Annotated in this window: 13 protein-coding genes and 1 tRNA gene; 6 read left to right on the plus strand and 8 right to left on the minus strand. The window is 61.3% G+C overall.

Features of this window, described 5'->3' with window-relative positions:
- Window positions 1–182: 182 nt before the first annotated feature.
- A complete protein-coding gene (locus AC1U7K_RS13285) occupies window positions 183–1,676 on the plus strand; it encodes a DegQ family serine endoprotease (RefSeq protein ID WP_480251895.1) in 1,494 nt (497 codons plus the stop codon).
- A 79-nt stretch (window positions 1,677–1,755) separates the two neighbouring features.
- On the opposite strand, the gene rimO is transcribed toward AC1U7K_RS13285, so the two are convergent.
- The gene (rimO, locus tag AC1U7K_RS13290; RefSeq protein ID WP_480251896.1) at window positions 1,756–3,234 is read right to left on the minus strand and encodes a 30S ribosomal protein S12 methylthiotransferase RimO; all 1,479 of its coding nucleotides are present in this window, start codon (window positions 3,232–3,234) and stop codon (window positions 1,756–1,758) included.
- Between the two features lie 83 nt (window positions 3,235–3,317).
- Here rimO and AC1U7K_RS13295 point away from each other — a divergent pair, with 83 nt between their 5' ends.
- Window positions 3,318–3,851: a gamma carbonic anhydrase family protein gene (locus AC1U7K_RS13295; protein ID WP_480251898.1), complete on the plus strand. Its 534-nt coding sequence runs from the start codon at window positions 3,318–3,320 to the stop codon at window positions 3,849–3,851.
- Here AC1U7K_RS13295 and AC1U7K_RS13300 read toward each other — a convergent pair.
- Window positions 3,848–4,558: a hypothetical protein gene (locus tag AC1U7K_RS13300; RefSeq protein ID WP_480251899.1), complete on the minus strand. Its 711-nt coding sequence runs from the start codon at window positions 4,556–4,558 to the stop codon at window positions 3,848–3,850. The two genes, AC1U7K_RS13295 and AC1U7K_RS13300, sit on opposite strands and share 4 nt — an antisense overlap.
- Before the next feature lie 132 nt (window positions 4,559–4,690).
- On the opposite strand from AC1U7K_RS13300, the gene AC1U7K_RS13305 reads away from it, so the two are divergent.
- Window positions 4,691–5,620 carry a universal stress protein gene (locus AC1U7K_RS13305; RefSeq protein WP_480251901.1) on the plus strand — a complete coding sequence of 310 codons (930 nt, stop codon included), beginning with the start codon at window positions 4,691–4,693 and terminating at the stop codon, window positions 5,618–5,620.
- Window positions 5,621–5,632: 12 nt separating this feature from the next.
- On the opposite strand, the gene argB is transcribed toward AC1U7K_RS13305, so the two are convergent.
- From argB to trmFO, 5 genes are read right to left on the minus strand one after another with little or no spacing between them, the layout of a single operon-like run.
- Window positions 5,633–6,526 (minus strand): acetylglutamate kinase, encoded by an 894-nt coding sequence (gene argB, locus AC1U7K_RS13310; RefSeq protein ID WP_480251902.1) that lies wholly within the window; start codon window positions 6,524–6,526, stop codon window positions 5,633–5,635.
- Window positions 6,527–6,556: 30 nt separating this feature from the next.
- Window positions 6,557–7,957 carry an ATP-dependent protease ATPase subunit HslU gene (gene hslU, locus AC1U7K_RS13315; RefSeq protein ID WP_480251903.1) on the minus strand — a complete coding sequence of 467 codons (1,401 nt, stop codon included), beginning with the start codon at window positions 7,955–7,957 and terminating at the stop codon, window positions 6,557–6,559.
- The gene (gene hslV, locus AC1U7K_RS13320) at window positions 7,954–8,490 is read right to left on the minus strand and encodes an ATP-dependent protease subunit HslV (RefSeq protein WP_480251904.1); all 537 of its coding nucleotides are present in this window, start codon (window positions 8,488–8,490) and stop codon (window positions 7,954–7,956) included. The genes hslU and hslV overlap by 4 nt, the downstream gene beginning before the upstream one ends.
- Complete coding sequence (locus AC1U7K_RS13325) at window positions 8,487–9,431, minus strand: tyrosine recombinase XerC (RefSeq protein ID WP_480251905.1); 945 nt, start codon at window positions 9,429–9,431, stop codon at window positions 8,487–8,489. Before AC1U7K_RS13325 ends, hslV begins: the two co-directional genes overlap by 4 nt.
- Window positions 9,404–10,732: a methylenetetrahydrofolate--tRNA-(uracil(54)-C(5))-methyltransferase (FADH(2)-oxidizing) TrmFO gene (gene trmFO / locus AC1U7K_RS13330; protein WP_480251907.1), complete on the minus strand. Its 1,329-nt coding sequence runs from the start codon at window positions 10,730–10,732 to the stop codon at window positions 9,404–9,406. The genes AC1U7K_RS13325 and trmFO overlap by 28 nt, the downstream gene beginning before the upstream one ends.
- A gap of 95 nt (window positions 10,733–10,827) precedes the next feature.
- On the opposite strand from trmFO, the gene AC1U7K_RS13335 reads away from it, so the two are divergent.
- From AC1U7K_RS13335 to AC1U7K_RS13345, 3 genes are all read left to right on the plus strand, one after another.
- Window positions 10,828–10,902: transfer RNA gene (locus tag AC1U7K_RS13335), tRNA-Val, on the plus strand.
- Between the two features lie 95 nt (window positions 10,903–10,997).
- On the plus strand, window positions 10,998–11,336 hold the full coding sequence (locus AC1U7K_RS13340; RefSeq protein ID WP_480251908.1) for a hypothetical protein: 339 nt from the start codon (window positions 10,998–11,000) through the stop codon (window positions 11,334–11,336).
- A 65-nt stretch (window positions 11,337–11,401) separates the two neighbouring features.
- Complete coding sequence (locus AC1U7K_RS13345) at window positions 11,402–12,526, plus strand: tetratricopeptide repeat protein (RefSeq protein WP_480251909.1); 1,125 nt, start codon at window positions 11,402–11,404, stop codon at window positions 12,524–12,526.
- Between the two features lie 24 nt (window positions 12,527–12,550).
- Here AC1U7K_RS13345 and AC1U7K_RS13350 read toward each other — a convergent pair whose 3' ends face one another.
- The gene (locus tag AC1U7K_RS13350) at window positions 12,551–12,856 is read right to left on the minus strand and encodes a TraR/DksA family transcriptional regulator (RefSeq protein ID WP_480251910.1); all 306 of its coding nucleotides are present in this window, start codon (window positions 12,854–12,856) and stop codon (window positions 12,551–12,553) included.
- Window positions 12,857–12,929: the final 73 nt, after the last annotated feature.

Raw genomic sequence — 12,929 nt, forward strand, 5'->3', positions numbered from 1 at the left:
AGGACACCACCAATGCACAACTTATTCCACGTACTTCAGAGACAGGACACTAGCTTAAAAACTTCTAATCCCTCCTTAATCCGCCTCTCAGCTTTCGTTGCTACGATCCGTCCTGTCGAACGTTAACTTGGTTGTTCAAGGAGGGAAGGATTATGCCAGACAGTCACGTTTCTCGGTTCCGTATGAAGACGGTAGCCGTAGTAGCCGGCCTGTTCATGCTGGGCTCGGCAGGGTTTCTCACCGGACACATGACCGCTGCACCGACGGGCGCGGTCGCGGCGCCGACGAGCACCATGAGCCCGGCGGGGACGGAGGTCGCACCGGGCTTCCCCGAGGTGGCGAAGATGGTACGCCCGGCGGTCGTGAACATTACGCCGGCCAAGACGCTGGTGCGCGAGCAGAAGGGCCGCGAGGGGCGCAGCCCCATGGATCAGATGGAAGAGTTTTTTGGTTTCGAGATCCCCAAGCGGTTTGGGCCGAAGCAGGGGCCCTTCGAGCGGAGTCCGTTCGGTGAGCGCGGGCCACACCGCGGCGGGATGGGTTCCGGTGTGATCGTCACGCCTGACGGCTACATCATCACCAATAATCATGTCGTCGAAGGCGCGAAAGAAGTCCACGTCACATTGCCGGACAAACGCGAGTTCACCGGTAAGGTGATCGGGACGGATCCCAAGACGGACCTCGCCGTGGTCAAGATCGACGGGAAGGACCTGCCGTCTGTGGCGTGGGGGGACGCCTCCAAGCTGCAGGTCGGGGAATACGTCCTGGCCGTCGGGAATCCCTTCGGGCTCAACTCGACCGTCACGCTGGGCATCGTGAGCGCGCTCGGCCGCGGTCGAATGGGGATCACCCAGTATGAGGATTTCATTCAGACCGACGCCGCCATCAACCCGGGCAATTCCGGCGGCGCGCTCGTGAATACCAAAGGCGAATTGGTTGGGATCAACACGGCCATCTTCTCGCAGACCGGCGGCTACCAGGGCGTCGGCTTCGCAGTGCCGACCAGCATGGCAAAGCCCGTGTTCGAGAGCCTCGTGAAGACTGGGAAGGTCGTACGCGGGTATCTGGGCGTCGCGATCCAGGACCTCACGCCGGACCTGGCCAAATCGTTTGGACTGAAGGACGTGAAAGGGGTCTTGATCAGCGATGTGACCAGCGACAGCCCCGCCGAGCAGAGTGGGCTCAAGCAAGGTGATGTCATCATCACGTTCCAAGGCACGCCCGTTGAAGACCCGGCTGTTTTACAGCGGTTGGTCACCGCGACGCCGGTCGGCACGAAGGCGACCATCACCGTGCTGCGCGACGGTCGCGAGAAAGAGTTGACCGTCACGATCGGCGAGCAGCCGGACACGGTGAAGATGGCGAAAGCGGACGATGAGACCGGTGAGTCGGCCGCGCTGGCGGGCATTGAGGTGCAGCCGCTCGATCGTCAGACGGCGCGTGAGCTGGGTCTGAGCGACAAAGCCAAAGGCGTCGTGGTCACGAACATCGATCCGGACAGCCCCGCGAGCGAAGCGGGACTCAAGGAAGGTGACGTGATCCAGGCGATCAATCGTCAGGAGATCAAATCCATCAAGGACTATGAGAAGGCGGCGTCGTCGCTCAAGAAGGATCAGCCGGCCTTACTGTTGATCAATCGGCGGGGCGCGAGCCTGTTCTTGACCGTGAGGATCTAAATGAACCGGTGGAGACCGACGGGACGGCGCTACTTCTGCCGCAGAAGCAAGGCGTGGGCGGAGGCATCTCGAAAACTCGTCATCCTTCGATGTGCCCCATCAGGTCGTAGGCGGCGGCGTCGGTAATCTTCACCTTGTAGCAGTCGCCGGGCGCGGGATACGCAGGCTGTATCGCCGTTGCCCGGCGAATTGTGTGTGGAGTAATCAGCCCGATGTGGTCGCTCCGTGTAGCGGCCGCACTATCCGCAATATCATTGATCGCAATGTCGTTGATGTAGACGACCCCGTCGATATCCGGCGCCTGTCCTTCGTGCCGGCCTGCCAACAGCAGCTCGGTTTCTTCGGACGGCCCATCGATCATCACTTCCAGCGTGCGGGCGATCAACCCACGGCTCTTCTTCAACGCAATCGATTCCTGAAGCTCGAGCAACTCCGCCCGCCGGGCCTCCATCTTTCGGCGAGTGACTTTCCGCGTCAGCTCGGCTGCCGGCGTGCCTTCTTCGTCCGAATAGAGGAAGACGCCGACCCGGTCGAAGGCCATATCTGCCATGTACTGTTTCAGTTCCCGAAACTGCGCTTCGGTCTCGCCGGGGAAACCGACGATGAACGCGGTTCGGAATGTGAGCCCCGGAATCCGAGCCCTCATTCGCTCCACGAGCCTGGTGATGTACGCCCGATCGCCCACCCGCCGCATCCGCTTGAGCATCGTGTCGTTGATATGCTGGAGCGGCATATCGATGTACTTCGTGATCTTCTCTTCACCCGCGTAAAGTGCAATGAGCTCGTCATCAACCTGTTGGGGGTAGAGATAGAACGGACGGATCCACCGCAAGCCCTGCACCTGCACCAGCTCACGGAGCAGTGCGGTCAAGCCATGGCGGAGGCCGAAATCGACGCCGTAGTTGATGGTGTCCTGTGAAATCAGATTGATCTCCTTGACCCCCTCGGCCGCAAGGCGTGTGGCCTCCTCGACGATCGATGTAATGGGCCGGCTCCGCTGCTTGCCGCGCATCAACGGAATCGCACAGAAGGTACAGTGGCGATTGCAGCCTTCCGCGATCTTGATGTACGCCGAGTGCGGGCGGCCGAGGCGAAGGCGCGGCGTGAGTTCATCGTAGAGATAGGGCGGCGGCGATGCCCACACACGCCGGGGCTTTTGTCCGGGTCCCAACAACACGCGCGCGATCTCCGCGATCCGACCGATCTCACCCGTGCCGACGACCGCATCGAGTTCCGGCAGCTCCTTCAGCAGCTCGTCCTTGTACCGCTGCGCCAAACAGCCGGCGGCGATCAGGACGCGACACGCGCCGGTTGTCTTGAGGCCCCCATACTCGATGATCGTGTTGATCGATTCCTGCTTGGCCTCTTCGATGAATCCGCAGGTGTTGATGATGAGGACCTCGGCGGAGTCGGCATTCGTCGTGAACCTGAAGCCATGACTCGCCAACGAGCCCAGCATGACTTCGGCGTCGACCTGGTTCTTGGTGCAGCCGAGATTGATGAAGCCGACGCTCGGCGGAGTAGCCGTGTGAAGGATCGGTAAGGATTGTTTGGGCATGCGGATCAGCGTACAGGACGGCCGGAAAGGGTGTCAATGCGATGCCTTGATTCGCATGCCGGCATGGCCTACAGTGCCCAGCGATGATCCGCTCATTCCAAGGCATCACTCCGACCATCGCCGAGAGCGCGTTTATCGAAGAGACCGCCGTCGTGATCGGCGATGTTGTGATCGGGGCAGAATCGAGCGTGTGGTTCAACGCTGTCATTCGGGGAGATGTCAACTCTATCCGCATCGGCAAGCGCACCAACATTCAAGACTTGTCCGTGATTCACGTGACCCACGATACCCATCCGACGACCCTGGGCGATGACATTACCGTCGGACACCATGTGGTCCTGCACGGTTGCACGGTTCACGATCGCGTGTTGATCGGAATGGGAGCGATTCTGATGGATGGCGTCGAGGTCGCCGAGGATTGCATTGTCGGTGCAGGGGCGCTTCTCACGGAGGGCACGAAGGTCCCGCCGAAGAGCTTGATTCTCGGTGCCCCGGCCAAAGTGAAGCGTCCGCTCACCGAGGGCGAGCTCTCCTGGCTTCGCGAGTCGGCCCACAACTACGTGGGGTACGCGCGGCAGTACATGGGCGGGTCTGGGAGGCGGCGCGTCGGATTTTAAGGGCTATGCCTCGGCGGGTCTCCCTCGACTCGGATCAGGCATACCGGATCTTCCACAACGGCTGTCGGGTAGTCCTCTTCCTCGACGGCGTACTGCATCCCGTGTCGCTCACACCAGTCCGTGAGCCACGGAATTTCCTCGACCGATGTCGTGACGAGCGCCGGCGGCCGCAGCCTGCGGAGACACGCATCGACCAGATCGAGGACCTGCGCCCGCTCTTGTGCAAACCGCTGGCAGTCGAACGCCACGGGATTCGCGCGCCCGTAGGAGAGCGCGGAGAGTTCCGGAAATCGTTCGGGGTCATTCAACACACTGATGACGCACAGATGATCGAACCGGCCGTCGGCATCACGGGCATCGCCTGCGGTAATGCGGAATGGGAGACCCGTGCAGGCGGCGTTCAGCACCGACGCTTCATTTGCTCGTAGCGTGAACGCGTGGACCGTCCGGCCGAGTTCGAGTGTTTCCATGAGCAGGAGAGGCAATTCCGTGACCCCCGCACCCACGTACAAGCTGCGGCCGCCGGACGCGAGCCGGTTGAGGAGTACCTCCGCGAGGTCGATCCCGAGCTTTCGGCACGGCTCGCGCCGCGCCTCCCAGAACGCGGTGCCCCCTTCGTCACAGTAAATGTTCGCGAGCGCCGAATAGTCGAGGCGATCGAACACATCGATGATCAACCCATTGGTCTTTGCCGCGAGGCGCCGCATCCTTCCTCCGATCGCACGATCGCGCACCGCTACGGCACTGTCAAGGCCGGGGGAAGCTAGGAAGAGGGGCCTAGTGACATTGCTGATTTACACCATCGCGGACTTGGAGTAGGCTTCGGCCACGAGATCCTAATGATCGCCCCCCTTCTCCGCCACATTCTCGTCGCCACCGATTTCTCCACGTGTGCCGCGCAAGCTTGGGACTACGGCATTTTTCTGGCCGGCGCCACCTCCTCCCGGCTCACACTGATGCACGTGCTCGAAGGATTCCCGGAGATCGGGCGCTTGAGCGCCGATGGAGAGAGCGAGGGGCGTGAGGCGGTTGCGAGACGGCAACTGGAGGAGGCGCTCCGACGGGCGACCGAGGCCGGTGTCACCGCCCAGTGGGCGATTGATGCCGGCATCCCGAGTCAACAGATCACGACCATGGCGAAGGAGAGTAATGCGGATTTGGTGGTGCTCGGGACTCACGGCCGCACCGCGCTGGAGCACGTTCTGCTCGGCAGCACCGTCGAGCGAGTCGTCAAAACGGCGGCCTGTCCCGTGCTTGTGATCCGCTCGTGTTCCGACGACAGCCGCGCCACGCCGTTGGTTCGGCGGATCTTGGCGGCTGTCGATTTCTCCGTTCCCTCGCTCGACGCCGTCGAGTACGCCGCTCGCCTTGCGGAGAAGTTCAATGCCAGGCTGACCCTGGTGCATGTCCTCGAGCCGCTCTACTATGATCTCGATCTCGGCTTGGGCGGGATCGACAATGAAGCCAAGACGCGGGAGCAATGGAAGCAGCGGCTGACCGATCTCGCGGACCGGCTGGAAGGCCAGGGCGTGACGGTGTCCTCATCCGTCAGAGGCGGCATCCCCGCCGACTCGATCCTGGCCGGCGCCAAGGCCGAGGAGGCCGATTTGATCGTCATGGGCACGCAGGGACGACGAGGCTCGACGGGATGGATGAGCGGCAGCGTGGCCGAATCCGTGCTGCGGCAAGCCTCCTGTCCTGTGTTCACCGTGCGGACCGCGAAGTTTCCGGCAGGTTTTCAGCGGCTCGTGGCTCACCCGATCGGCTGAGGTTCAGAGAGCTCAGGACAGGATTTCGGTCCCAATCCCTTTATCGGTAAAGATCTCGAGCAAAATCGCGTGCGGCATACGCCCATCGATGATGTGCGCCTTCTTCACGCCGCCATCGAGAGCCATCAAGCAGGCGTGGACCTTCGGCAGCATCCCGGCGCTGATCGTGCCCTTCTTGACCATCCGCTGCATGTCTTTCCGGGTGAGCGTCGAGACGTGATGGCCGTTGGCATTGCGAATGCCTTTGACGTCGGTGAGGACGAGGAGCTTCTCGGCGCGGAGCGCTGCGGCGACCGCGCCGGCCACTAGGTCAGCGTTGATGTTGTAGGTCCGCCCCGACTTGTCGGTCCCGATCGGTGCGATGACCGGGATGAAGTGCTCTTGCTGGAGTTTCATGAGCAGGGTCGGATTGACCGTTTGCACCTCGCCGACCAGCCCAAAATCCTCCTCGGGTGAGCCGTCCGGCTCCGTGTAGAGGCTCTCGGCCCACGCTTTGGCGGTCAAGGCTTTTGCAAAAATCAAATTGCCGTCTTTGCCCGTCAACCCCACGCCCTTCGCGCCGTGCTGATTGAGCAGCGTGACGATCTCCTTGTTGATTTTGCCGCCAAGCACCATCTCGACGATGTCCATCGTGGCCTGATCCGTCACGCGCACGCCCTGGCGGAATTTGGCTTCGAGGCCCAACCGCCCGAGCATCTGGTCGATCTGCGGTCCGCCGCCATGCACGATGACCGGGTTGAGGCCCACGTACTTGAGCAGCACGACGTCGAGTGCGAATTTTTCCTTCAGCGCCTCTTCCGTCATCGCCTTGCCGCCGTACTTGATCACGACGGTCTTTCCGGCGAAGGTCCGGATGTAGGGCAAGGCTTCGATGAGGACATCGGCCTTCTTGATGATGCGGTTCATCGTTCCCTCCGGGCGACGTTGACCCCAGCGCTACAGAATAAAGCGGCTCAAGTCCTCGTCTTTCACGATGTCCTTGAGCCGTGCTTTCACGTACTCGGCGTTGACCATGACCGTTTGGGTCGGCAGCTCCGAGCCCTCGAACAGCACCTGCTCGAGCAGCCGCTCCATGATCGTGAAGAGTCGGCGCGCGCCGATGTTCTCGGTCCGGTCATTGACCTGAACGGCCGTCGCGGCGATCTCCTCCAGCCCATCGGGCGTGAATGTCAGCGTTACGCCTTCGGTCTGAAGCAAGGCCTGATACTGCGTCACGAGCGCGCCGCGCGGCTCGGTCAAAATACGGACGAAATCGCTTTTCGTCAACGGTTCAAGCTCCACCCGAATGGGGAACCGGCCCTGCAACTCCGGAATCAGATCGGATGGCTTCGAGACGTGAAAGGCGCCGGCGGCGATGAACAGAATGTGGTCGGTGCGCACCGGGCCGTGTTTCGTGTTCACTGTCGAGCCTTCGACGATCGGAAGCAGATCGCGCTGGACGCCTTCGCGCGATACGTCCGGCCCGACGCTTTTTTCACGGCCGGCAATCTTGTCGATCTCATCGAGAAAGACGATGCCGGTTTCTTCGACCTTCGCAATGGCCTCGCGAACCACCTCATCCATGTCGATCAGCTTCTGCGCCTCTTCTTGCGCGAGCAGCTTGAGGGCTTCGGGCACTTTGACGATCCGCTTCTTCTTCTTGCCCGGAAACAGCCCGCCGAGCATATCGCGTAGCCCGCTCTCCAATTCCTCCATGCCGCCGACGTTCGAAATCACCCCGATGGGCAGGCCCCGCTCCTTGACTTCCATCTCGACGGAGCGGTGATCGAGCTTGCCTTCCCTGAGTTGGAGCCGCAGTTTCGAGCGCGTGGTGTCGGACGTGTCGGCGCCGCCGGCGGACACGTCGTCGAATCCGATCGACTTCGTTGACGAAGGCGGCAGCAGCAGGTCCAACAATCGCTCCTCGGCCAACTCCTCGGCCTTCTGCTCCACCCGTTCCATATGCTCGGTCTTCACCATCGTGACGGCCAACTCGGTGAGATCGCGAATGATCGATTCCACATCGCGGCCGACGTAGCCGACCTCGGTGAACTTCGAGGCTTCGATCTTGATGAACGGGGCATGGGCAAGCTTCGCCAGGCGGCGCGCAATCTCGGTCTTGCCGACACCGGTCGGTCCGATCATGATGATGTTCTTCGGGATCACTTCCTCGCGGAGTTCGGGCGAGAGTTGCTGCCGTCGCCAGCGATTGCGAAGCGCAATCGCGACCATCCGTTTCGCGTCCCGTTGGCCGACGACATAGCGATCGAGCTCCGCGACGATCTGGCGCGGCGTCAATTCATCCAGGCGCTTGGGGAGCGCAGGGGGCTCGAGAGCCGTATGGCGTGGGATGCTCACCGAGTCAGTTCCTCGATGACGAGCTGTTGATTCGTGTAGATGTCAATGGCGCCGGCAATCTTCATCGATTCCTCGACGATCGTTCGGGCGTCCAGCGTTGAATGCCGCAACAACCCTCGCGCGGCTGCGAGCGCATACGGGCCGCCGCTCCCGATGGCGAGAATTGTATCCTCCGGCTCCACGACATCGCCAGTGCCGGAGATGATAAAGCCGTGCTCCTTGTCTGCGACAGCCAGCAAGGCTTCCAGGCGGCGGAGGATGCGATCGGTGCGCCATTCCTTCGCGAGTTCCACCGAGGCGCGCGTGAGGTTCCCGCGATACTCCTCGAGCTTGCTCTCGAATTTCTCAAAGAGCGTAAAGGCATCGGCGGTCGCGCCCGCAAAGCCGGCGAGCACTTGATCCTTGTGCAGGCGACGCAGCTTCTTGGCATTGCTCTTCATCACCGTCGTGCCGACCGTCACCTGGCCGTCGGACGCCATTGCGACCCGGCCGTCGCGACGGACACACAAGATCGTGGTCGATCGGATGGTCATCGCGGCGATCCCGGCTGACCGTCCCGCCGCCCCGCGCGCTTCGCTCGGGGATGTGCATGATCGTACACGCTCAACAGCCGATCCAGGGCGACGTGCGTGTATTTTTGTGTTGTATCCAAGGAGGCATGCCCGAGCAGTTCCTGGATCGCGCGCAGGTCGGCTCCTTCGTCCAGCAGATGCGTCGCAAACGAATGGCGGAGCGTGTGCGGGGTGATGGGACCGGATGCGAGCCCGTTGGATGCCGCCGCCACGATCCGTTCGACGCTGCGCGCCGTCAACCGGCGATGGTGGGCGTTTAGGAAGGCAGGAGCCTCGCCGGTGCGGGCCGGCCGCGCGTGTTTAGGCAACGCCGCCCAATAGTCGCTCACCGCGGACGATGCCAGCATCCCGATGGGAACGAGCCGTTCCTTCCGGCCCTTGCCCCGGACGCGAATCATCCCGGAATCGAGATCCAGATCTTCTCGGTTCAACCCGATCAACTCGCTGACGCGGATGCCGGTCGAATAGAGCGTCTCGAGCAAGGCTCGATTGCGCAGTGCCAAGATGCCATCCGTTTCACATGCATCGATCAAGGCCCCGGCGTCGTCCTTCGTCAAGACGCGGGGGAGGACCTGCGGAAGTTTCGGTGTGCGAACCTCGGCGGCGGGGCTCGTCCGTAGGCTTCCATCGCGGATCAGGAAGCGGTAGAAGGCCCGGATGACCGCCAATTTCCTCGCCAATGAGCTTTTCTTCTCCCCGCTGCGGTCCAGGAAGGCGAGAAAGCCGCGGATCGCATGGGCATCAACGTCATCGGGGTGCCACGCCCGACGATCAGGCTGAGACGACTGCTTGAGGAACGCGTGGAATTGGCGGAGGTCCGACTGGTAGGCGCGAACGGTTTCCGGTGACGCTCTCCGTTCGACGGTGAGAAACGTCACGAAAGCCCGGATCGCGTCGTCCATTCGTCAAAGTCCTTTAGGGCACGCTCGCCTATGAGCCGCCGCTTCTGCTCTTTGTCCCGGATGCGGGCGGACAATGGGGGAAACAGACCGTAGTTGGTGTTCATCGGCTGAAAATGTTGCGGCTCGCAGGTCGTGATGTACTGAATGAGGGCGCCGTGCGCCGTCGTTGTCGGCGGTGTGACCAACGGAAGACCGGCAAGTCCCCGCATCGCGTTGATGCCCGCAAGCCCGCCGATGGCGGCGGACTCCGTATAGCCTTCCACGCCGACGAGCTGTCCGGCCAAGAACGTCGTGCCCTTGATCTTCAATTGCAGCGTGGAGCGGAGCAGGCGCGGAGCATTCACGAACGTGTTGCGGTGCAAGCTGCCGTAGCGCAGGAATTCTGCTCGTTCAAGGCCGGGGATCATCCGAAACACCCGCCGTTGTTCCGGATACGTGAGTTTGGTTTGAAAGCCGACCATGTTGTAACACGAGCCATGGGCATTCTCGGCGCGCAGTTGCACGACCGCGTAGGGCCGAGTCTTTGTCCGGGGATCTTCGAGCCCCACCGGCTTCAACGGACCAAACAACATCGTCTGCGGACCGCGCTCGGCCATCACTTCAATGGGGATACATCCCTCAAAATACGGAGTCTTCTCGAAGTCCTTGGGCTGGACCTTCTCGGCCTTCAGCATGGCCTCATAGAAGGCCTCATACGCCGGCCGGTCCATGGGGCAGTTCAAATAGTCCGCGCCGCCCTTTTCGTAACGTGAGGCGCCAAACACGACGTCCATGTCAATCGAGTCGGCATCAATGATCGGGGAGATCGCGTCGTAGAAGTACAGGCTCTTCTCGTGCGTGCATTCACGAATCGAGGCGGCCAGACTGTCCGAGGTCAGCGGGCCTGTGGCGATCACACAGACACAATCGCGCGGGATTTCCTTCACTTCCTCATGCACGATCCGAATGTTCGGGTGCTCCTCGAGCGCTTGCGTCACCCGACGGGCGAATTGATCGCGGTCGACGGCGAGGGCCGAGCCGGCCGGGACGCGAACCGAATCGGCGACCGTGATGATCAGAGAATTGAGCCGGCGCATCTCCTCTTTCAGAATGCCCGGAGCGCTGACCACGTCGGTCGACCCGAGGGAATTGGAACAGACGAGTTCGGCGAGGAGGCCGGTCTTGTGGGCGGGGGTCGGTTCCTTGGGGCGCATCTCGTACAGGGTCACCTTGGCACCACGGCTGCCGGCCTGCCATGCCGCCTCGGATCCTGCGAGCCCGCCCCCGATCACCACCACATCGTCGCGCATGGAACGGGGCATTTTAAGGATCGATGAAAAGGGATGTCAAGGTGAGGATCGGCGAATTTCCCTGATTTGACGCGTAGAAAAGCCGTGTGCTAGACTCGCGCTCGCGTGGGCGATTAGCTCAGTGGGAGAGCGCTTCCCTCACACGGAAGAGGCCACTGGTTCGATACCAGTATCGCCCACCATGTTCCTCTTCTCCTTTCCTCCCGGCCGAACATTAGACAAAATTTGGGGTCGGATATAGACTTTCACCCAGGCTGGAGGAAAAGAGAGGTTGAACATGGCTAGAGGACGACTGATCGGCGTCATTGTGCTCGTGGCCGTGATGGCCGCTGGGTGCGCCAGCAGCCGCACCGATGGGCAGTACCAACAAGGCACGGCGTGGCCGCTTGACAGCCTGGCCTACGTCTATACGGACCCGGTGGCAGTGTCCCCGGTCGATGATAGCGCAATTCGATGGCTCGGATTTGTGTTGAATCCAATCGGCGTTGTCCTGGACTACGGCTTCAATCGGCCTCTCTACTCGCTGGCGTCGAGCTCTCCCGAGGTGTTTGGCTATACCCCCGAAGACGCGAGCTTGCATTCTCAGCGGCCGAATCGTTCCTACGGCACGCAATAACAACGGCACTCGGCTGGTTCCTCTTTGAAAAGCCCCGATCATCCGGTCGGGGCTTTCTTGTTTTGATGGCGCCACGCCTCGTGGCGATTTCCTATCTTCTGATCGTCTTCATGATCACCGGTTGTGCGGACAGCCCCCGCATGCCGCTTCCTCCGTCCGCCAGCGATCTGCCGTTCATGACATCGGGGCAACTGTGTGTAAGGAAACCGGCCTTTCTCGAACAACATCGCCTCGACCGCTTTCAGTCACGGCAGTGGGGAACCGGAGAAGAGTTAAAGCTGCCACCTTCAACAAGCATTCTGCACGCCGAGGAGGGCTATTTCTTCGATCAAGACGGTCAACTGATCGGTGCAGTCTTCGCCTTTCCCGAGCCGCTGCCGCTCAAGCCTTATCCGGTGTTGCGCGATACGCTCTCACAATTGAAGCCCGATATGGAATTTTACCTGCCCGGTGCATCGGTTACAGCGGATGACGTGATGAACAGCGGCGTCTTGTATCGGACCGGTGATGAAAAAACGACGATGCAATACGTCACCTCCGGCGAGGGGCGTGATGCCAAGCTTCGATTGGCCTCGATTGCGATCGATCCTTATGAAAAATTATTGTCGCCTTACCGGCCCGAGTTTCTCGCCCGCCTCCAGCTGCGGAGAGCGGAAGCAGAGGTGTCACCGGTGAACCGACCCGAAAAGGACAGCTTTCCCGCGCTCCAGCAGTTTGCACGTGGAGAGACGGCACAGCTTGGCTATTGCGGGGAGCGGGAATACCCCCGCGCGGCCGAGGCCTACCAGCAGGCGCTCGCCCTTGGTCTGCCGGACAAGGTGCGTGAAGCCGAGGCGCACCATCGCCTTGGGCTCGCGTATGAAGGACAAGGGCAGTTGGCACGCGCGCGGGAGGAGATGGAACGCTCGCTGACCATCCACCCGAATACGCCAGAGGTGCTCAACAATCTCGCGACGGTCTATTTGAAACTCGGCGAGCGTGATAAAGGCGTGAAGATGCTCGAGAAGGCGATTTCCCTCCGCCCCAACTACGCGCTCGCCCGCTACAACTTGGCGGAAGCGTATGAGCCGACCAATCCCAAGCGGGCCATCGAGGAATACGAGACGTATTTAGCGCTGGTCGAGGGGATTCAGGAGGAAGCGGATCGGGCGGCCAAGGCGAAGGAGCGCGTGAAGGCGCTCAAGCGATAGAAGCGGCCGGTTCAGGCTCAACGATCAACCGCGGATCTTCTCTTCTTCTTCCTGCTGCGTCTTACATTCGATGCACAACGTCGTCACCGGGCGGGCTTTGAGTCGCTTGAACGGGATTTCGTTTCCACACCGTTCGCAGATCCCGTAGGTATTCGTCGCAATTCGGTCCAGTGCCTCATCGATCTTTTTGAGCAGCTTTTGCTCCCGTTCCTTCAGCCGCAATTCAAAGTTCGAATCGACTTCCGCGGACGCCTGATCGGTCAGATCGGGGAACGAGGCGAACTCGGGTAGATGGGCGAACGCTTCACCGGCCTCATGCAGAAGGGCCACTCGTTGCCGCTCTAAGTCCTTTCGGATTTCATCGTACTTCCCGCCGTAAGACTTCGCGCGGGCGGGTTGGGCG

The sequence above is a fragment of the Nitrospira sp. Vd2 genome (genome assembly GCF_979581665.1).